This is a genomic window from Wolbachia endosymbiont (group A) of Cydia splendana (assembly GCF_947179475.1).
Lineage (GTDB): Bacteria > Pseudomonadota > Alphaproteobacteria > Rickettsiales > Anaplasmataceae > Wolbachia > Wolbachia pipientis.
Genome location: NZ_CAMXBP010000001.1, coordinates 857234 through 877314 on the forward strand (window position 1 = coordinate 857234; position 20081 = coordinate 877314).

Below are 20081 nucleotides of genomic sequence, written 5' to 3' on the forward strand. Positions count from 1 at the left end.
ATAACAAATGGAAGGTTTGCAACTAAAAAAAACACAGAGTGAGATAAAAGATATTTGGAAAAATAGAGAAAAATTTAATGACTGTAATCTAAAGAAAACAGCAAGAATAGCAATTAAAGAGGTAATTGAGCTCCTTGATAGTGGCAAAATTAGAGTAGCAGAAAAGCTATCAAGTGGAGAATGGGTAGTACATAAGTGGATAAAGCAAGCAATATTATTACATTTTCTCACTGAAGAAAGCAAAATAATAGACAATACCAATTGCTGGTTTGATAAGATCGGTAACAAGTTTAGTGAATGGAATGAGGAGAAATTTCGCCGGTTAAAAATTAGAGCAGTTCCTGGGTGTTTTGTTCGCCGATCTGCTTATATAGGTACAAATGTTGTTCTAATGCCAAGTTTTATCAACGTTGGTGCATATGTTGATTCAGGAACAATGATAGATACCTGGTCAACGATTGGTAGCTGTGCGCAAATAGGAAAAAACTGTCATATTTCCGGTGGAGTGGGAATAGGTGGAGTTCTTGAGCCTATTCAAGCTTCACCTGTCATTATAGAAGATAATTGCTTTATTGGAGCACGTAGCGAAGTGGCCGAGGGTGTGGTAGTGAGAGAAGGATCAGTCCTTGGCATAGGCGTGTTTATTGGGGCATCAACAAAGATTATTGATAGAGAAACTAGCAAGGTATTTTACGGCGAAGTGCCACCTTATTCTGTAGTGGTACCAGGGTCTATTCCATCTAAAAATAATATTTCAACCTATTGTGCAGTCATAGTAAAAAAAGTGGATGAAAAGACGAGATCGAAAATCTCTATAAATGAAATATTGAGGGATTAAACTATCTTACTCCTTGTCGTCACTTTTTTTATCATTATTACTAACCACAGTAATGGCATACGCGCATAACTCTGAGAAAGAGACTCCATTTTCTTGAGATAGTTTATATAATTTTTGTAGACTTTCTTTTACTTTATTAGGAATATTCCCTCCACGTTCTTTTACAAGCCAGGAATCTTGATGATGAATTGGATGAGCATCACTTTTTGGATTTCCTATATATATTGCAAAAGGTGAACTTTGCCCTTTGAAGTCACATTGTACAGTAAATTTTTTTATAGATTCAGCCATCTAAAGACCTCTACTTTTCTTTTTGGTCGATTTTATAGCAGGTGGAAGAGGTGGTTTCTTTATAAAATCTTGTCTATTGACAACACTTTCTCTACCTTCCAAAGCTCGGCGAACATCAGCTCTGCTTAATTGCGACTCTTTTGCTACCTTCATTCCATGCTTTGCCATAATATTAGCACATGCTAGTACTTTTTTTACCAATTCTAGATCACCATTTAGCATTTGAACTAGCACTTGAAACACTTCCGCTAAAGTTAGCCCATCAGCATTTATAACCTTGTTTTCTATAAAATTGACAGCTTCTTCAAATTTGTATTCAATACTATCATCTTGAGCTATAAGGGCAACATAATCGGTGTTTTTGTCGTCCATAACTGAAGCACTATTACTCACAAACTTAAGTGTATACTATATATATAAATACTCTACTATTTTATATTATGGCACGCTATAGTTAAACATTTATTAATAACATGCTCACTTATATACACGAATTAATTGACAAAAGTCAAGGATCAATATCCATCAGTGATTTCATGAATGCCGTTTTGTACCATGAAAAATACGGCTATTATACAAGTAAATTACCGCTTGGTAAGGATGGTGATTTTACTACCGCACCTGAGATCAGCCAATTATTTGGTGAAGTAATTGCAGTTTGGATAATGCATACATGGGAAAAATTAGGAAAGCCATCAAAATTTTCTCTAGTTGAACTTGGGCCAGGCAAAGGAACACTCATTCACGATATAATAAGAGTCACTAAAAAATACAGCAGCTTTTTTAATTCAATGTTGATCCACTTAGTTGAAATAAGCCCTACTTTACGGAAGATACAAAAGGAAAAATTAAAAAGCTTAGATGTTAATTGGCACAAAAATATTGACAACCTACCAGAACAACCAACCATTTTTTTAGCAAATGAGTTCTTTGACGCTCTTCCGATAGATCAGTTTGTATATCATGATGAGGGGTGGTATGAAAATATGGTGACAAAACAAGATGATGGCAGTCTCTTGGTGTCATGCCAGTGCGTGACACTGGAATCCAGAAAAAAAGAATCATGGATTCCAGTGTCAGCTACTCAGATGACAAATGGAAAATTTTTTAATGGTGCAGTGGTGGAAATATGTTCAGTTGGGGTTGAAATATTAAAAAAACTTGAGAAGAAGATATATAATAATAAAGGAGCTGCTTTGATTGTAGATTACGGTTATGTATACCCCGCATATAAGAGCACTTTGCAATCGATAAAACAACATAAGTATGCTAATTTTCTTGAGAATGTTGGTAATAGTGATATTACCGCACTTGTAAACTTTCAAGCATTAAAAGATTCATTAAAACACGTAGATTGCGAGATTTTAACTCAAAGGGAATTTTTATATCTTTTTGGCATAAAAGAAAGAACCCAGGCTTTAATGAAAAGCGCAAGTGATGAACAAAAGAATAGGATCTTTAGTGAATTCTTAAGGTTGACTGAAAATATGGGCACTCTTTTTAAAGCAATGCTATTGATATAGCTAACCCAAGAAAGGTTTCCCTACGTCATACCGCCGCGATATCTCAGCATAGATTCCGCTAACGAGTAGCGGAATGACGAGCTTATTGTCATGCCGCCGCGAACCGTCATACCGCGATTCATTCGCGGTATCTCATCAGCTAACAAGCAGCAGTTCTACGTCATACCGCCGTGGTATCTTTTAGCATAGATCCCGCTAACACGTAGCGGGATGACGAGCTTATCGTCATGCTGCCGCGAACCGTCATACCGCCACGAACTGTCATACCACCACGAACCGTCATACCGCGATTCATTCGCGGTATCTCTAGATCCCGCTAATAAGTAGCGGGATAACGGTTGTCTCCTAGCTGTCATCCCAGTACTGGTAGACTCAAATCACAATGCTCGTATAGCTGCAACCCTGGAGGTACTGTTTCTCACCCACTGGAGATATTGCACGGTACTATCTACTTGATCATCGTGTCGAGTTTCAGGAAACATTAAAATCTCATACTCAAAATCGTTCAGCCATACTGCTTGATGTGGCAGAAAAACCTTGCCAGACTCTATAATCGGAACAATTTGATGAAATCGAGTGAGCTTGTCATCATGTGGCACTATTTCAATAATCGGTAAATCACTGTTTGTCTTTAGCTCTTGCACCAATTGTTGACCACTTGTTTTTGCTTCGATTAAAATTGCGTGTGGCGTCCATCTTGCAGCTAGTGACAAAACCTGTTCTTTAAGCTTTGGATACTCAAGCTTTGCGCGATATACGTCGAGTAAATAGAATTTATTATCTATTTTTGCCCAGGTGATGCAGACACTAAAGTTGCTCATGTTACTTGTTGAAACCGCAGTATCCCAACTTTGTGTTATATGCGAGAGATTATCAGGAAATTTTTTATAGCGTTTCAACCACTCTGGTTTAATTATACCACTTGAAAGCGGCAGAGGGTTTTGTTGATATTGAGCAGCAAAAGCGTAACTCCCAAGTTCAGCTTTTATTATCTCAACTTCTTCTTTTCCTCCATCGAGGGGATATAACAACTGACCTTCTTCTCTTGAATATAATATCCTTACAGGTGACGCTGGTTTATTATATAATCGCCTGGTCGCACAGTGCTGAGCTACTCGGATGATAGGAACGGGAGGTATTGGCTTTTTGATTGAATAAATAACCTGCTTATTTTCAGAAATCATTGGCAAACAAATATGATGCCATATGTTTTTTGGCTTGGAGAGAAGGTGTCCAGTTAAGTCCTCCTGGTGTAGCCTGTGCATTACAAGAACGATGACTCCTTTTTTTCTATCGTTCAGCCTGGTTACTAAAGTCTGATCAAACCAGTTTGTGGCACGCTTTCTAAGCGTTTCACTCAAAGCTTGAGCAGAACTGAGCGGATCGTCCACAATGATAAAATCACCACCTTCACCAGTTAGTGTTCCACCAACTGATGTTGCGATTCTGTATCCTCTCTGCACTGTTTGAAATTTATATTTTGTATTCTGGTCTTTGGATAGTTCTATCTCTGGAAATAGCGCTCTATACCAACTAGACTGCATCACGCACCTGGTGTCGAGCGAGTGCTTTTCGCTGAGCCGCTGAGAATAACTTGCAACTATTATTCTCGCAGTTGGTTGGTTTCCCAGTATCCATGCGGGCCACGCAACGCTTATGCACATGGACTTCATCGAGCGCGGAGGCATATTGAATATTATTCGTTTCACTTCACCAGCGCTCGCCGCTTCCAGCCTATCTGCTATGACTTTTATATACTGATAATCGTTATACTCACACCCCGGCACTACCGTTTGAAAGCACAGTTCAATGAATTTTAGAAAGTTCATGATATAATGTTGAAACCAACGCGTGACGCTGGGATGACAAAAAAAGGAGCACTGAAGGCTATAGGTGAGACGTCGCGGTATCTCTAGATCCCGCTAACAACTTACTATTACCCACAAATAAAAACATAATATTGTATTTACTCAAATAATTTAATTTTATTAACCTGAAAGCTTATTAGATTAAAATTATTAAACTAAGAGTTATAATTTTAGCAACTAAAAGCTGTAAATTGCACCATATAAACAGTTATTTCAAGCAAAAGTTATGCCATTAAGAGCTATGCAACAAACATTTATATTTGTGGGTAATAGTAAGCGCTAACAAGCAGCGGGATGACGAATTACTTAACCATCATTACACCGTCATACCGCGATTCATTCGCGGTATCTCTTAACATAGATCCCCTACTATACCTTAACATAGATCCCGCTAACAAGCAGCGGGATGACGAATTACTTAACCATCATCTACACCGTCATACCGCGATTCATTCGCGGTATCTCTTAACATAGATCCCCTACTATACCTTAACATAGATCCCGCTAACAAGCAGCGGGATGACGAATTACTTAACCATCATCTACACCGTCATACCGCGATTCATTCGCGGTATCTCTTAACATAGATCCCCTACTATACCTTAACATAGATCCCGCTAACAAGCAGCGGGATGACGAGCTTATCTTCATGCCGCCACGAACCGTCATACCGCTGCGGTATCTCAGCCGCTAACAAGTAGCGGAATGACAACAATCCTACGTCATACCACCGCGGCGCTAACAAGAGATCCCGCTAACAAGCAGCGGGATACTTAGGGATGACGGTTGTTGTTTAGCTATAAATATTAAGAAATTTACCAAATGAAAAAAAAGGCAAAAGAAACCCTGGGGTTATTATCCGCTTTAAAATATTGGCGTTTTTTATGTTTTAAACGCTTGACAAGCAAGATTAAGCTGCTTTTAATTGCAACTAACTTACGCTGCAAATGTTTAAGAAATTTACTAAGCAGAAAAAAAGACAAAGAATCCCCGAGTTAGCTAGTCTTTTACTATCTCTGTCGAGTATTGGCATTTTTTGATGTCTTGTAACGCTTTATAAGCGCGTTCAGCTTATTTAGATAAAAATCTAGATGTAGATGAAGTTTTGTAAAGACATACAGTATCTATATACTGCAAAAAATTGAACATAAGACGCCGATACATTAAGTAATCCTTACCTTTTAATCTGCAGATTGGCGAAAGCAAATACAATAGCTTCAGTTTCATGATAAGGGGGCTGGCGAAGGGTGTCAAGTAAGTTTTTTCGTTTCTATTCCCAATAAAAGTTTGTTATATGGTTATGCAAGAAGTTTAATACTCATAGTTTCAAGCATATACTGAAATATCTCATTAGCAATTGCAACATCTTGGCGTGGGGCTTTGCCGTGTTCTATAAACACAGAGATTGCATAGCGCGGGTTATGGTAAGGGCCATAGGCGATAAATAACTTATGACTTTCGCCCTTAGAGTTTATTTCTGGTGTACCGGTTTTGCCAGCAATTTGTATACCGCTTAGCCCTTTCTTATAGGTTCCAGTTTTAGAATTCACCACATCAAACATAGCTTTTCGAACTATGCTAAGATGCTCACAATCCACATCAATATCGGGAAAATCTTGTATCGTTTCATTCATCTTAATGCGGGGAATTACCTCTTTTCCTGTTGCAATCCTCGCTGCAAGAACTGCAAGCTGTAGTGGTGTTGTAAGCATATACCCTTGTCCTATAACTAAGTTGATAGTGTCACCTAAATACCACTGCGAATATAGCTTTCGTGTACGCCAATCTCTATCTGGCAACAACCCTGGAGCTTCTTCTTTAAACGTTCCAATCAGTGGCCCACTTCCAATACCAAATTTTCTGGCCATTTCTACTAGAGAGTCTACACTTATTTTTTTCCCTATATTATAAAAGTAAGTGTTGCATGATAATGCCATTGCTTCATTTAAAGATACATATCCATGGACTTTGCTTTTCAGGCAACGAAATTTCCGCTCACCTATTTTCATATAGCCCTTACACGAGAATTTTTCTTCTGGTGTGATTATTCCGTCTTTTAAACCCGCAAGCGCAACTATTACTTTAAATATTGAACCAGGTGGAATTTGATATGATAACGCACGATTCACGAGCGGCAATGAAGGAGCATTCAAGCTCTCCCAAGTCTCATTTGATAGCCTGCTAGCAAAAAGATTATTATCGTAAGAAGGTGAATTATATAATGCTAAAATTTCTCCATTATTTACATCAATTACCACTGCGGAGCCTTGGTGATCTTTAAATACCTCTGCGGTTTTCTCTTGCAGATTAATATCAATTGTCAGTTGTACATCTTGTCCGTCTTGTTGTGGTATGCTTGATAATTCTTTTATGACGCGTTTTTTAGAATTTATTTCCTGCTCAGATTTTCCTGACTTGCCTTTCAATATATGATCATATGTATATTCAATACCGCTGATTCCTACTTCGCTTATGCCTTGCTGTCTTTTTGTATATCCGATTACATGAGAACACATTGAACCAAACGGGTAATAACGTTTATAAAGAGCAGTTATTTTTTCTGACGATTTTGCTATTTTAGACTCGACTTCTGATAATGTCTGCAAATCAACTTCCTTACCAGAACCATCAAACAAAACAACATACGAAATTTTGTTTACCGCAAGTTCAATGCTATTCCTATCTAAAATTTTGCCCCGCTTAGGCATAATAGTAGCAACTCTTATTCTATTACTATTAGATAGTGCTTCGTACTTTTGTCTGTTTCGTATTTGTAAATTATATAACCTGCAACTAAAAACCGCAGAAATGGTAAGCTGAATACCACCTAATATGAATGCTCTGCGGTTAAAGACTTTGTTTTTTGTCCACATAACATTCCTTCAAAACACACTTTTTTCCCCTCTTTTATTGTTACACTTCTGGCTTTTACCGTATTACAAACCCTTTTTTCCCACTTACTTAAGGTCACAAACTTATAACCTGATTTTTTTAGTATTTTAATAATATGAGGTAAAGCTTCAATTGTGTTTGACCTGTTATTGTGATCATGAAACAGTATAACTGCTCCATTATGTACATTACTTAAAACTCTTTCAACTAAAGTTTCTGGCTTATCACCTTGCCAATCTAGCGAATCAACTGTCCATAATATTGAATACATATTTAATTGATCAGTATTTTCAATCAGATTATCGTCATAACATCCATATGGCGGACGAAACCATTTTACATCTTGTTTTATTGCATTTTTAATTGCTGTATTTGTCTTTTCCAATTCTTGCAATTGTTCCTCACTTGAAAGTGATGTCAACTTCCTATGCGACCAAGAGTGATTGCCTAACTCATGACCTGATTCATGAATTTTCTTTACTATTTCAGACGTTTTTTCATTTATACGTTCACCAAGCACAAAAAATGTTGCTTTTGCTTCATAGCTTTCCAGAACATTAATAATATCGTTTACTCTATTGTTAGACGGTCCATCATCAAACGTAAGCGCAACAAACTTATCGTCGTTATTCAATAATTTTTTTATATTACTTAAATTTCTATATGATAGATCTAGATTACAACTGAGCCCACAGTATGGTAAATTAAAATTACAATCACTACAAAAAGCCGTACTTGAATATAGTAAGAAAAAAGTGATTATCCTTATAAACATTTGTAATCAGCAAAGTGATAGAATACTACACTTTTTTGCTAAGTTAAGCCATCTTTAATTGCTGTAGCCTTTACTTCATCGCTTCTTTAATATATTGTATTAACAATTTTATATAATATATTATGATTGCAAATATAAATACCGTTGCGCTTCAGGGAATTAGCACAGTAAATGTCAATGCACAAATTCATATGGCAAATGGTATTCCAGCTTTTAAAGCAACAAGGACAACATTGCAAATTTAGAGTTCAAAAGGGTTATTCCTCGAGAACTATTGCGTCAGAAAGCTGGCGCTGAATTTGTATATAATGTTGACCTTGGAGGTTTTTATGAATAATAGTGAGAGAAAAGAAAAATTGGAAACTCGTATTCTATCAAGCAGAGGCAGGTCTTTATTGGATCACGAGCTACTAGAACGTACCATACGCGTCAAGTTAAGAGATTGTGAGCAAATTTAGAGAGGTTAAAGTGGATACTCTAGCCCTTCTACGTTTGTCTTTTAATGAAAATCGCGACCAAGTTATAGTGAGTTTTTTAAGAAATGCTTTTAAACTATTAATTTTGGTTAATACTAAAAATAACTCTCTAACCCGCCTTTTTAGCTCAATAAATGCCTTTGTTAAGCTAAGTTCTGTATTCTTTTTCACTTCTGTGCAACCAACTATGCCGCGAAATATAAGAATTGCGCACAATTTAGCATATAGTTCACATAATACTCTGCATGGCTTTCCTTTTAGCTTATCAAGCCTGATATGGCTTTTATACAATTTAAATAATAACTCAATTTGCCACCTTACTCTGTAAATCGTTAATACTTGCTCAGCACTAATTTTATTTTCTGGAACATTAGTTATAAATATTGACCAGTTCAACAATTTTTGATTTCTTTTAGAGGATGTATATCCCTGCGATCTTGCTAATCTATTAGCTTTCCTTCTTCTGGCCATAGACTGTTCTTCAGTTAGTTTCTGACATATAATTCTTACTCTAATTTTTGCTTCTTTTCCTAACAATACCTCGTTTTCTAAAAATAACTTATCCTCTAAACATTCTAATAACTCCATTTTTTGATTTGTTTCTACATCATATATGTTGGTATCGGATTTATAACGACTTATGAAATAAGCTCCTATTTCATTGATTTGTTTAAAAGAACTTGGCACAAAATAACCGAGATCAGATATTAGCAAATCATTGCTTAATATATTACTTAAATGTTTCCTATATCCCTGGTCTGATCTTACCCCCTCCGTTAAATTAAGTTGGTCTATTATCTGATTCATGTAGTCGAAAACTAATTGTAACTTTATTCCAGACTTAGTATTGCTTTCATAGCCACTGTAGCTAGTACCATAACCTTTATACATCTCTTCCATACTGTTAGGTAGAGTAATATAGCTACTGTCCAATAATTTAACACTATTAAATTGCTGTAAGATTTTGCAATCAACTTGCAAGATATTTTTAAAGAGAATCACAGATTCATTATACATCCTTTTCATAAATTCCACTGCTTCTTCAGTAAATCTAAAATCCAAACCTTGTTTTGTTATATCTATCGAGTCCTCGTTTAGTAATTGACACATTGTTTCTACGCTACAATTATCAACTCCTATATTACCCAAGACCATGGCTTTTACGAATGATGAACCTTTTAGCTTTCTCTTTCTTTTTATAAACCTTGTTGTAATTGAGATTTTCTCTGCTTTTTCATTAAAAAATTCTTTGAGCTTTTTTGATAAGCAAGTTATTTTATTCATTGGTTCTCTCACTAAAAGTATATCTGGGAGAACTTATACCTTATTATTCTATCTCTTTCATACCTTTATTTCCTTAACTTGACGCGTATGGATACCACTACACTGTGAATTATACACCTAGTTCATATTTTTCTACGCTTATTTTATATTCCCTAAAACAGAAAAAGCCTTCCTCTTCCTACTCTTTCTTCCTTGGCTAATCCATAGTTAGCGTCTTTTGCACATGTGCGTTGCATTTTTTAATCTTCTTTAAAAACTTGACAATACATGACAACACTGGTATGTTAAAAATATAGTTTTTGTGAGGTATTTATGGTTAACAATAAAGAAAAACATCAAATAGCGTTTTGCGTTTCAGCCGTTACATTCTTAGCTGGGTTATCATTAATCGCAACTGCAATTGCAGTGGGTACCGTACCTGCTATAGCTGCTTGTCTAGTGATAGGAGGAATTTTGACTGTCTTGTCTGGTGTGCAAGCAGTAGAAAGCTATTTATTTTTACGAAACAGCGAGAAAACTTTGAATAAACTGATAAGTAATATACGCGATGAACCAGAAAGTAAACTTTTTATAGAAAGGATTTTGCAACCGTTCATTGAACTTTTTAGTGAGCTTAAGCAACATAATTAAAGTACACTAAGCTTTAAGCATAGAAACCACTTTATCGTAACTTGGCAATGATTCAATTTCTCCAATTGCAGCTAGAGTGGTTTTTTCATGCTGAGATAACAATTCTTCTGCTGCTTTTTTTACGTTAGCAGTGGTAACTGCACTAATTTTTTCTATTAATTCATTTTTACTGATGTACCTATTATAGTTACCGTAGTAGTGTCCCAATGTTTCAGCACGTGAGCTAACACTTTCGCGTGACATTAAAATTTGGGATTTTACTCGCTCTTTCACTCTATTTACTTCTTCTTCCTTCAGATCATCTGTAGACAACTTCTTCAACTCTGTCGTTATAGATTTTAAAAGCTTATCTAAGTTACTACTGTCTGTACCAGCAAAAATGGAAAACATTCCTGTATTAGTATAGCTGGAATTAAATGAATAAACAGAGTAAGCTAATCCCTGCTTTTCCCTTACTTCCTGGAATAAACGTGATGACATTCCGCTCCCTAATATAGAATCAAGCACTTGAAACGTGTGATATTTATCGTCATGGCGAGAAACACTAGGTAGACCAATTAGCAAGTGTACCTGATCTAATTTACGATGTTCTAAATACTCACCACCAGTACAGCTCGCATTTTGGCTTTTTTTCAGCTTTTTAGAATGAATCTTTGAGAGAAAATCTTTGGTTAATGCAACAACTTCTTCATGTTCAACATTTCCTGCAACGGCAAATAGCATATTCTCACCAAAGTAATGCTCATTTATGTAATTATCTAGATCTCCTCGAGTAAAAGATTTTACAGTATTTTGCGTGCCTAAGATTGACCTACCAAATGGTTGGTCTTTATAAGCTGCCTCAAAATATTTGTCGAAAATAATGTCACTTGGTGAATCATTAGTTTGAAAAATCTCTTGTATTACAACACCCTTCTCACGTTCCAATTCATCTTCTGGAAACGTGGAATTCATCAATATATCTATTAATATATCAATACCAGTTTTTATGTCTTTCTTGAGGACTTTTGCATAATAGGTGGTGCTTTCCCTACCGGTGCTAGCGTTGAAAACTCCACCTATGTCATCAAAAGCTTTTGCAATTTCAAAGGCAGTTCTTGTCTTCGTCCCTTTGAAAGCCATGTGTTCTAAAAAATGGGATATTCCATTTTGCTTTGCACTTTCTGCTCTACTGCCAACACCAACTCGTATGCTTAAAGCTACGGAATCAATATCACGCACCTGCTCAGTTATTATGCGCAGACCATTATCTAATTTTGTTACCCGGGGTATATTCATCTCATATATTCTTCTAAGTTCTCTTCTGCAAAATCCCAATTAATCAAATGATCAAGGAAAACTTTTATGTAGTCAATTCTACGGTTTTGACAATCTAAATAATAGGCGTGCTCCCACACATCCATAGTGAGTAGTGGCACTTGGCCATAAATTATTGGCAAATCTGCATTTGGAGTCTTGGTGATTTTGAGCTTTCCTAACCTACCTTTTTCGAGCACTAACCATACCCATCCACTGCCAAACTGGCTTACTCCATGACTCGAAAATTCTTCATAAAATTTATCAAAGCCACCGATATCGTCTTGAATTTTTTTTGCTAGAAGACTACCATCTTTAGGCTTACCACCACCATTTTTTTTCATTGAATTCCAATAAAAAGTATGGTTCCAAACTTGTGCTGCATTATTAAATATAGGCAAGTTGCCGCTATTACCATGCACTTTTGTTATTAATTCCTCAATTTTTACATGTTGACAATCTGTATTTTCAACTAGCTCGTTGAGTTTATTTAAATATCCTTTATGGTGCTTATCATAATGAAAATCTAAGGTTTTTGCAGATATATAAGGCTCCAAAGCTGTTTTATCGTATGGTAATTCAGGTAAAGTAAAACTCATAAAAACCTCTTTATTTCTAACCTACTTGGATGGTAGGGCAATATATGCTTTTGTGCAACATATAATTAATAGCTAAAACATTTAGGTATCTATTGCATTATTCTAAATTATACTACAATAACGATTATTATATAAGCCATAGAAATGGATTAAATGCAAAAGTTACTTGACACCCTTCGCCAACCCCCTTATCATGAAACTGAAGCTATTTATTTATCTTCTCTGTACAGATTAAATGACAAAAAAACTCACGTATCTGGCGTCTCATGCTTAATTTTTTGCACTATGTGCACCTTATGTCTTATAAAATTTCTACCTACATAAGCTGAAACGCGCTTATAAAGCGTTTAAAACATAAAAAAACGCCAACTTAAAAAATGGATAGTGAATAACTAGCTACCCTAGGGTTTCTTTTGCCTTTTTTTCTGTTTAGTAAATTTCTTAACGTTTATAATTTAGATTAGTTGCGGTTTAAAAGTAGCTGAATCGCGGTTATTAAACGTTTAGAATAAAAAAACGCCATACTTGAAAGTATAATGTAAGTAATTAGCCAACCACGGGGCTTCTTTTGCCTTTTTCTCCGCTTGGTAAATTTCTTAATGTTTATACGGAAGGTGTCATTCCAGCGCGTGACGCTGGAATCCCAAAAAAAGGATGATGTCATCCGAGTAGCTGACACTGGGATGACAAAAAAAGGAGCACTGGGATGACATCATAGGGGCGCTGGCCTGACAATCGTCATTCCGCTACGTGTTAGCGGGATCTAGAGATACCGTGACGGTATGACAAGGGAGAACAGTTGTATTCCTGCACAATTTATTCTCATGACAAAAACGTCTTAACTTTCTCTCTACTTTTTCTGGGTAAGGTCAATTTTGTGAAAAAATGGATTGAATTATAGGCAGATTTGGCTATTATTTGTAATACATGGGTATTAGGTAAAATGTTTAAATTTGATCCTTTATTATTAGCTCGAATTCAGTTTGCCTTCACAATAGGCTTTCACATTATATTTCCTGCTTTCACGATCGGGCTTGCAAGTTTTCTAGCCTTTTTGGAATGGTGTTGGCTTAAGACTGGTGATACACGTTTCCGTGATGTTTATAAATTCTGGATCAAGATTTTTGCCGTTGCTCTTGGCATGGGAGTGGTATCTGGAGTTGTAATGTCATATCAACTTGGTACCAATTGGTCGATTTTTTCTGACCGCATAGCCAATGTTCTCGGCCCTCTATTTTCCTTTGAGGTTTTAACAGCCTTTTTTCTGGAGGCATCTTTTTTGAGTATTATGCTATTTGGATGGAATAGAGTAAGTTCTCGTATGCACTTTGCTTCTACTTGTATTGTTGCAGTGGGAACGCTTATTTCAGCTTTTTGGATTATTGCGGCCAACAGTTGGATGCAAACACCCGCTGGATTCACGATTGGTGAGAATGGTCTCCTATATCCAACCAATTGGTTAGAGATTATTTTTAATCCTTCTTTCCCTTATCGCTTTATTCATATGGTAACAGCAGCCTATCTTACAACAGCTTTTGTGGTTGGTGGTGTAGGAGCATTTTATCTTTTGAGAAAACGACATGCTCCTCAAGCAAGAATTATGCTTGGTATGGCAACCATTATGGTAGCTTTAGCTGCACCATTTCAGCTGTTCATGGGAGATAGGCATGGATTAAATACACTAAAGCATCAACCTGCTAAGATTGCTGCAATGGAAGGTATATGGGAAACCGAAAAAGGGGCTGGCTTACTTTTATTTGCTTATCCGGATCAGCAAAATGAAATTAATCACTACGAGACAAAAATTCCTAATCTTGCCAGCTTGATCTTAACACATGATTTTTTAGGAGAAGTAAAAGGATTAAAGGAATGGAAAAAAGAAGATAGACCACCTGTAGTATGGGTATTCTGGTCCTTCCGTATAATGGTTGGAGTTGGAATTTTAATGATCATAATTGGGTCAGTAAGTGTTATACAGTATCTTCGTGGCAAATTATTCCAAAGTTGTTTCTTACATGGATGGTGGATATCAATGATGCCGTCTGGGTTCATAGCGTTACTTGCAGGTTGGTTTACTACTGAAATTGGCCGTCAACCTTACACTGTATATGGAATTATGCGCACAATTGAATCATTTTCATCTGCGATTACCGGTCCTCAGGTTGCATGGTCTTTGATTGCATTTATCGTTATGTATACCCTTATATTTGGAGCAGGTAGTTACTATATTCTGAAACTTATATACAAAGGAATTCCTGTCATTAAAGAAGAAGAGCAATTTTATAAACACGGTATTGGAGCTTCAGTGATTGATGCTGGTACATCTGGAAAGGACAACAATCATGTTTGATTTTTCTTCCTTAATTAATTTACCCCTAATCTGGGGATTACTAATTGCCATAGCTGTTTTACTGTATATTTTAATGGATGGGTTTGATTTAGGTATTGGTATTTTACTTCCTTTTGCACCGTCAGATAAATGCCGTGATCACATGATAAGCTCAATTGCACCATTTTGGGATGGAAACGAAACATGGTTGGTATTGGGTGGTGGAGGGTTGTTTGCTGCTTTTCCTCTTGCATATTCAATATTAATGCCTGCTTTTTATATTCCAATCATTATTATGCTGCTTGGCCTTATAGTGCGCGGAGTATCCTTTGAGTTTCGTTTTAAGGCAGAAGGAAAATACAGGCGATTATGGGATTATGCCTTTCATTTTGGGTCACTTGGTGCTGCATTTTGCCAAGGCATGATTTTAGGTGCATTTATACATGGTGTAGAAGTAAACGGACGCAACTTTTCTGGTGGCCAATTTGATTGGGCAAGTGCTTTTAGTGTAATGACAGGCATTGCTGTGATATTTGGATATGCACTTTTAGGTTCTACATAGCTCATAATGAAGACAGAAAATATAACACAAGAATGGGCACGCAAGGTTGCTTCTTATACGCTTGGTTTTGTAGGTATTTTCATGGGACTAGTGAGTGTAGTGACACCATTTTTAAATGAACGTATTAAAAACTTTTGGTTTAGCATGCCAAATTTTTATTATTTATTTTCTATTCCATTACTCACATCTTGGCTATTTTTCATGCTGTGGTTTGATCTTCAGAATACTAAACAGGAGTACCGTCCATTCTTTCTCAGTATTGCTATTTTTTTTATGGGATATTTAGGTTTAGGAATTAGTATCTACCCATGGATTATACCTTTTCAATATACCATTCTGGATGCAGCCGCTTCTCGGCCAAGTTTATCTTTAATGCTCATTGTTATAATACCGCTTTTACCAATCATTTTAACTTACACTGGTTATTGCTATTATGTCTTTCGTGGAAAATCAAATTATGAACACACATATTAAGGAGTTAGTGACCTTATGGTTAAAACGTTACCCTTAAATCAAGCAGTCGTTCAGGCAATGGCGTCAACTCAAGAACCTTCATTAGCAAACCCTCCTATGGATTTTCTGAAAAGTTTTTGAGTATATTGTATTTTTAATTTGTAGAATAAGTTTTTTTCCTTTTTGCATGCTAACCAAAAAGGGTTCTGTCATCCTTCTTGTCATATAAGTAGCTTGACGCGGGCATTCAGTTTTCTTTATAATTTTCTTTGTGAAAGAACAAAAATGCTTATTTGTAACCATAGCTGGCTTACCAAATGCTGGGAAGTCTACATTAATTAACAGCATCATAGGCAAGAAAATTGCAATTGTCACCCCTAAAGTGCAAACAACAAGGACGCAAATAAGGGGTGTTGCAACATGCAACAACACACAAATTGTCTTTACTGACTCCCCAGGAATTTTCTCAGCAGAAACAAAACTTGAAAAAGCTTTAGTTAAATCTGCATGGTCGGCAGTTAAGGATAGTGACATCACTTTGTTGCTTGTTGATGTAAGCAATTATTTGAAAAATATAGAAAGAATTAAGACTATATTTATGCGGCTGCAGCGCACAAAAGGCAGATGCATTTTGGTTATCAATAAAACTGATTTGGTAAAAAGGCCTGAATTAAAGATGGCGCATGAGCATCTGAATTTGCTTTATAAATTTGAAAAGGTTTTTATGATATCAGCATTAAAGAATGATGGACTTTCTGATTTGATGAATTACTTGTCTGAAGTTGCATCGGTGAGCCCCTGGTTTTATGAAGAAGATCAAATAACCGATTCCTCGACAAATTTTTTATCAGCAGAAATTACGAGAGAAAAATTATTCTTGAACTTGCGTGAAGAATTGCCATACTCTACAGCTGTTATAACTGAACAATTTGAGGAAAAAAAAGATAAGAGTTTAGTCATCAAACAGATCATATTTGTGTTGAAAGATAGTCATAAAAAAATAGTACTAGGAAAAGATGGCAGTAATATTAAAAAAATTAATATCGAAGCGCGTGCTGAACTAGAAAAATTATTTGAGTGCAAGGTACACCTCTTTTTATTTGTGAAAGTGCGACCTTGGATCGACCGTCCGGAGGAGTATATAGGCAATGCTTAATTCTTTATTGGTATTTGATATTGAAACTATACCAGATGTAAATTCCTGCAAAAATTTACTCAATATTAGTGATGATAGTAGTGTAGAAGAGAAGAGGGATGCATTAACAAAATATCATCTTGAAATAACAAACGGGCAAAACTCTTTTCTGCGTCAGCCTTTTCACCTTGTTGTAGTTATTAGTTTTTTACTTTGCAATATAAGCTACCAGAGTGGTTATGAGGTGTTCACACTGCAAGAAATAAGATCTGGAGGCACACTAAATTCCAGTGAAAAGGAGCTAGTGAAAGGATTTTTTAACTACATATCAGAGAAAAAGCCAAGATTAGTTTCGTTCAACGGACGCACTTTTGATATACCAGTGCTGAAGTATCGTGCTATGGTCCATGGCATTCAAGCAGAATATTTTCATAAAGCTGGCGATAAGTGGAATAGTTACAATCAGAGATATAGCAGTGATTGGCATTGTGATTTGCTTGAATCCCTCTCTGATTTTGGAGCTTCTGCGAGAGTAAAAATGAACGAAGTTTGTGCAGCATTTAATCTTCCTGGTAAGATTGGAGTTGATGGGTCACAAGTTATGGACTTATACGATAGCGGCAAGATACAAGAGATTCGAGATTATTGTGAAACAGATGTAATTAACACTTATTTGATTTACTTAAGGTTCATGCATCATCAGGGAAGGATTACTACTGAAAGCTACAACAAAAGTGTGGAAGAGCTGCTTTTAGAGTGCGAAAAAAAAGAATACCTAAAGAAATTTAAAGAAGAATGGCAAATAACTTGTGGTGGAAAAATTTTACTTCCATAGAATAAATAGTCGAGTTATAATGGACTAACAAGCGAACCTCTGTACTAAATTTTGGTTAATATACACGTTGAGCATATTAAGAAAGTTGCTTTTAAGGTATTGCATTTTACTTTTATTTTCGTTATAAGGTTGCTTTAAGTTGAATTTTCAACATTTTTATACTATTTACATTTAAGATATGATTTCGAAATTTTTTGGGGGCACTTCATGAAAAAGTCTATGTATACTAGAACTGTTCTAGTTTCTTTATTAACTTTATGTTCTTTCAGCAGTTTTGCAGCTGACTTTCCTGATGAGAGTATGAAGGAAATAAAAAAGCAAGAGAGCACAAAAACTTCTGGAAAAGTGGAAGTTATGAAAACATCAAATAAAAAACTGAAAGAAAAGATGGACAGAATATGTAATGCTGATCCAAGAAAAAAAGCTGAAGAGCTTAAGAAAAAAGAGGAGATCAGGCTAGCAAATGAGAAAAAAGCAAAGCTTATAGAGGATTCAAAAGCGAAAGCTCTAAACGCTAAGAATTCTAATATAGAAAAAGGTAAAGTTTCAAAAACTAAGCGTTCTAAAACTAAGAATGCTAAAGTTGAAGCTAAAGATGTAAAGAAGGATATAAAAGTTGTTAACAAAAATACAGAGGAAAAAGGTAAGGCAAGTCCTGTTGTTTCAGTTGGTGGAGTTGATATTATCGATACCAATCAAGGGCAAAGTAATTTAAGAATAACTTTTGGTGGTGTTGTTGATGCTCAAGGTTATGGCAAAGCTGGACCAAGTGGCGCAGATTATAAACGTTATAACGTTATGCCAAACAGATCTACAGAGTATTATAATGCCACTCCAGATATAACAAGAGGAGCAAATCCAATATTCTATGAAGGAATAGGAAATATTGGTGATTACAGCAACGATATGGGTATGATTGCTGACGCGATATTGCACCTCAGAGCAGAAAATAAGAATGAAGATTTAGGTCTTCTTTATGGTGCTGACGTGCAGTTTCATGTTCCAGTGACCGAAGGTAAGGGAGCTTCACAGGGTGTTTATGCTGCAAAAGGCAGAAGTGCGCATGTGTTTGTTAACTCAAAATATGGTGACGTGAAGCTTGGTTACCAATTTGGTCCTGAGGCTCTGATGAGGCTTGATGCAACAAGAATTGCGACTGTTGACGGAGCTGCAGATAGTGACTGGTTCAGAAAAGTGAACTTAGAAGGAAGCGCTGCTAGCTTTCCATTTTATGTAACACCACGTCTTTACACTGAAAGTTTTTCGAGTGAAAGTGAAAAATTCTCTTTCCGCATGGCAGGGAAATATAACAAAGGCGTTATGACTACACTGCCATTTAGAGTTGCCTACTACTCACCAAATTATATGGGCGCAAGGTTTGGCATCAGTTATGCACCTCGTTATGATAGTAGCTTGTTTATTGTGAAAGAAAAAGAAGAGAAAAACGGTAAGGTAAAAGATAAGATAAGGCATGTCGGTCCAGACTATGAGCACATAGTAAGTGCTGGTGCATCATATGAATATGACTTTGATAAATATAATGTAAAAGTTAAAACTTCTGCAGTTGGTGAGTATGGCTTTCCAAAGCAACCAAGTAAAGATAAGCATCTTTATAAGGAATTTGTGGAGTATAATGACCTGATGGGTGTTAATTTTGGTGTAAGCGCTGATTATAAGATTAATGAAGATCAAGGCGTAAAGTTTGCTGCCTCTTTTGCATACTTGGGCAAATCTGGTCAACCGAAGGGTATTAAAAAATTAATTGGTGATACCTATACGGAAATTGATAGTAAAGATGCTACTGATGGCAAAAGAGTGGAAGGGCTGAAAGCTCAATTTGGTAAAGATAGTATAGATACCATGTATTGGACTGTAGGAGCTGGGTATCAACATGAGAATATCTACACAAGTTTGACGTATTTTGGCAGCAGAATGAATGACAAAGATATGCTTCATGATGGTGCACTTGGCGTTCAATATGATCTGTCTCCTGCATGCAGTAAGAACAAATTTGTTCCTTACGCAGCTCTCCATTATTTTATGACTAACGAAACAGGTAAGCTGAAAGATGAGTCTGATGCTGATGTACCTTCTAACCAAGGAATTCTCCTTCTTACTGGTGTGAAGTTTTCTTTCTAACCAGCCAGTACACACCACAGTTAACTGTGGTGTATTCTTGTCTGTTAGTGTTTATTTGTCGATCAAATAAACATATGGTGTCCTCTCTCCTGTCATCCCAGTGCGTGACACACAACTGTACGAACATTGTGATTTGAGGACACTCCACCAAGAAGG

At 36.2% G+C, this 20081-nt stretch carries 16 protein-coding genes and 1 pseudogene; 9 read left to right on the forward strand and 8 right to left on the reverse strand.

Features of this window, described 5'->3' with window-relative positions:
* Window positions 1–7 precede the first annotated feature (7 nt).
* Window positions 8–838: a 2,3,4,5-tetrahydropyridine-2,6-dicarboxylate N-succinyltransferase gene (gene dapD, locus OM961_RS04285; protein WP_264339475.1), complete on the forward strand. Its 831-nt coding sequence runs from the start codon at window positions 8–10 to the stop codon at window positions 836–838.
* Window positions 839–844: 6 nt separating this feature from the next.
* Here the strand turns inward: dapD and OM961_RS04290 are convergent, their stop codons facing one another.
* Window positions 845–1129, reverse strand: coding sequence for a DUF2610 domain-containing protein (locus OM961_RS04290; RefSeq protein WP_010962783.1), 285 nt, complete (start codon window positions 1127–1129; stop codon window positions 845–847).
* Window positions 1130–1501, reverse strand: coding sequence for a hypothetical protein (locus tag OM961_RS04295; protein ID WP_405196811.1), 372 nt, complete (start codon window positions 1499–1501; stop codon window positions 1130–1132). It lies immediately after the preceding gene.
* Window positions 1502–1602: 101 nt separating this feature from the next.
* Here OM961_RS04295 and OM961_RS04300 point away from each other — a divergent pair, with 101 nt between their 5' ends.
* Window positions 1603–2652: a class I SAM-dependent methyltransferase gene (locus tag OM961_RS04300; protein WP_264339477.1), complete on the forward strand. Its 1050-nt coding sequence runs from the start codon at window positions 1603–1605 to the stop codon at window positions 2650–2652.
* Window positions 2653–3029: 377 nt separating this feature from the next.
* Here OM961_RS04300 and terL read toward each other — a convergent pair whose 3' ends face one another.
* From terL to OM961_RS04315, 3 genes are all read right to left on the reverse strand, one after another.
* Window positions 3030–4481 (reverse strand): phage terminase large subunit, encoded by a 1452-nt coding sequence (terL, locus tag OM961_RS04305; protein WP_264339478.1) that lies wholly within the window; start codon window positions 4479–4481, stop codon window positions 3030–3032.
* Window positions 4482–5818: 1337 nt separating this feature from the next.
* Window positions 5819–7393 carry a penicillin-binding transpeptidase domain-containing protein gene (locus OM961_RS04310; protein ID WP_006280388.1) on the reverse strand — a complete coding sequence of 525 codons (1575 nt, stop codon included), beginning with the start codon at window positions 7391–7393 and terminating at the stop codon, window positions 5819–5821.
* On the reverse strand, window positions 7348–8187 hold the full coding sequence (locus tag OM961_RS04315; protein ID WP_264339479.1) for a polysaccharide deacetylase family protein: 840 nt from the start codon (window positions 8185–8187) through the stop codon (window positions 7348–7350). The genes OM961_RS04310 and OM961_RS04315 overlap by 46 nt, the downstream gene beginning before the upstream one ends.
* A gap of 329 nt (window positions 8188–8516) precedes the next feature.
* Here OM961_RS04315 and OM961_RS04320 point away from each other — a divergent pair, with 329 nt between their 5' ends.
* Window positions 8517–8645 (forward strand): hypothetical protein, encoded by a 129-nt coding sequence (locus OM961_RS04320; RefSeq protein ID WP_264339480.1) that lies wholly within the window; start codon window positions 8517–8519, stop codon window positions 8643–8645.
* Here the strand turns inward: OM961_RS04320 and OM961_RS04325 are convergent.
* Window positions 8622–9947 (reverse strand): IS4 family transposase, encoded by a 1326-nt coding sequence (locus OM961_RS04325; RefSeq protein ID WP_264339205.1) that lies wholly within the window; start codon window positions 9945–9947, stop codon window positions 8622–8624. The genes OM961_RS04320 and OM961_RS04325 overlap by 24 nt on opposite strands.
* Window positions 9948–10259: 312 nt before the next feature.
* Between OM961_RS04325 and OM961_RS04330 the strand changes: the two genes are divergently transcribed.
* The gene (locus OM961_RS04330; protein WP_010082444.1) at window positions 10260–10577 is read left to right on the forward strand and encodes a WD_0736 family protein; all 318 of its coding nucleotides are present in this window, start codon (window positions 10260–10262) and stop codon (window positions 10575–10577) included.
* Window positions 10578–10583: 6 nt separating this feature from the next.
* On the opposite strand, the gene OM961_RS04335 is transcribed toward OM961_RS04330, so the two are convergent.
* Both OM961_RS04335 and OM961_RS04340 read right to left on the reverse strand, forming a co-directional pair.
* Window positions 10584–11855, reverse strand: a complete 1272-nt coding sequence (locus OM961_RS04335) for a M16 family metallopeptidase (protein ID WP_010962800.1) — start codon at window positions 11853–11855, stop codon at window positions 10584–10586.
* Window positions 11852–12472, reverse strand: a complete 621-nt coding sequence (locus OM961_RS04340; RefSeq protein ID WP_264339481.1) for a superoxide dismutase — start codon at window positions 12470–12472, stop codon at window positions 11852–11854. Before OM961_RS04340 ends, OM961_RS04335 begins: the two co-directional genes overlap by 4 nt.
* A 943-nt stretch (window positions 12473–13415) precedes the next feature.
* Here OM961_RS04340 and OM961_RS04345 point away from each other — a divergent pair.
* The 5 genes and pseudogenes from OM961_RS04345 to OM961_RS04365 all read left to right on the forward strand — a co-directional run bounded on the left by OM961_RS04345 (window position 13416) and on the right by OM961_RS04365 (window position 19925).
* On the forward strand, window positions 13416–14822 hold the full coding sequence (locus tag OM961_RS04345; protein WP_264339598.1) for a cytochrome ubiquinol oxidase subunit I: 1407 nt from the start codon (window positions 13416–13418) through the stop codon (window positions 14820–14822).
* A pseudogene (gene cydB / locus OM961_RS04350) lies at window positions 14815–15837 on the forward strand (cytochrome d ubiquinol oxidase subunit II). The gene OM961_RS04345 and the pseudogene cydB overlap by 8 nt, the downstream one beginning before the upstream one ends.
* A 250-nt stretch (window positions 15838–16087) precedes the next feature.
* Entirely contained in the window at window positions 16088–16972 is an 885-nt protein-coding gene (gene era / locus OM961_RS04355) for a GTPase Era (RefSeq protein ID WP_010082484.1), read from the forward strand.
* Window positions 16965–17786, forward strand: coding sequence for a 3'-5' exonuclease (locus OM961_RS04360; RefSeq protein WP_006279435.1), 822 nt, complete (start codon window positions 16965–16967; stop codon window positions 17784–17786). The genes era and OM961_RS04360 overlap by 8 nt, the downstream gene beginning before the upstream one ends.
* A 207-nt stretch (window positions 17787–17993) precedes the next feature.
* Window positions 17994–19925: a WD0745 family porin gene (locus tag OM961_RS04365; RefSeq protein WP_264339482.1), complete on the forward strand. Its 1932-nt coding sequence runs from the start codon at window positions 17994–17996 to the stop codon at window positions 19923–19925.
* The last annotated feature ends 156 nt before the right edge of the window (window positions 19926–20081 follow it).

What these genes read in the sequence shown, in the direction of transcription:
- dapD (WP_264339475.1), top strand. Translation starts at nt 8, where the DNA reads ATGGAAGGTTTGCAACTAAAAAAAACACAGAGTGAGATAAAAGATATT.
- OM961_RS04290 (WP_010962783.1), bottom strand. Translation starts at nt 1,129, where the DNA reads ATGGCTGAATCTATAAAAAAATTTACTGTACAATGTGACTTCAAAGGG.
- OM961_RS04295 (WP_405196811.1), bottom strand. Translation starts at nt 1,501, where the DNA reads ATGGACGACAAAAACACCGATTATGTTGCCCTTATAGCTCAAGATGAT.
- OM961_RS04300 (WP_264339477.1), top strand. Translation starts at nt 1,603, where the DNA reads ATGCTCACTTATATACACGAATTAATTGACAAAAGTCAAGGATCAATA.
- terL (WP_264339478.1), bottom strand. Translation starts at nt 4,481, where the DNA reads ATGAACTTTCTAAAATTCATTGAACTGTGCTTTCAAACGGTAGTGCCG.
- OM961_RS04310 (WP_006280388.1), bottom strand. Translation starts at nt 7,393, where the DNA reads ATGTGGACAAAAAACAAAGTCTTTAACCGCAGAGCATTCATATTAGGT.
- OM961_RS04315 (WP_264339479.1), bottom strand. Translation starts at nt 8,187, where the DNA reads ATGTTTATAAGGATAATCACTTTTTTCTTACTATATTCAAGTACGGCT.
- OM961_RS04320 (WP_264339480.1), top strand. Translation starts at nt 8,517, where the DNA reads ATGAATAATAGTGAGAGAAAAGAAAAATTGGAAACTCGTATTCTATCA.
- OM961_RS04325 (WP_264339205.1), bottom strand. Translation starts at nt 9,947, where the DNA reads ATGAATAAAATAACTTGCTTATCAAAAAAGCTCAAAGAATTTTTTAAT.
- OM961_RS04330 (WP_010082444.1), top strand. Translation starts at nt 10,260, where the DNA reads ATGGTTAACAATAAAGAAAAACATCAAATAGCGTTTTGCGTTTCAGCC.
- OM961_RS04335 (WP_010962800.1), bottom strand. Translation starts at nt 11,855, where the DNA reads ATGAATATACCCCGGGTAACAAAATTAGATAATGGTCTGCGCATAATA.
- OM961_RS04340 (WP_264339481.1), bottom strand. Translation starts at nt 12,472, where the DNA reads ATGAGTTTTACTTTACCTGAATTACCATACGATAAAACAGCTTTGGAG.
- OM961_RS04345 (WP_264339598.1), top strand. Translation starts at nt 13,416, where the DNA reads ATGTTTAAATTTGATCCTTTATTATTAGCTCGAATTCAGTTTGCCTTC.
- OM961_RS04360 (WP_006279435.1), top strand. Translation starts at nt 16,965, where the DNA reads ATGCTTAATTCTTTATTGGTATTTGATATTGAAACTATACCAGATGTA.
- OM961_RS04365 (WP_264339482.1), top strand. Translation starts at nt 17,994, where the DNA reads ATGAAAAAGTCTATGTATACTAGAACTGTTCTAGTTTCTTTATTAACT.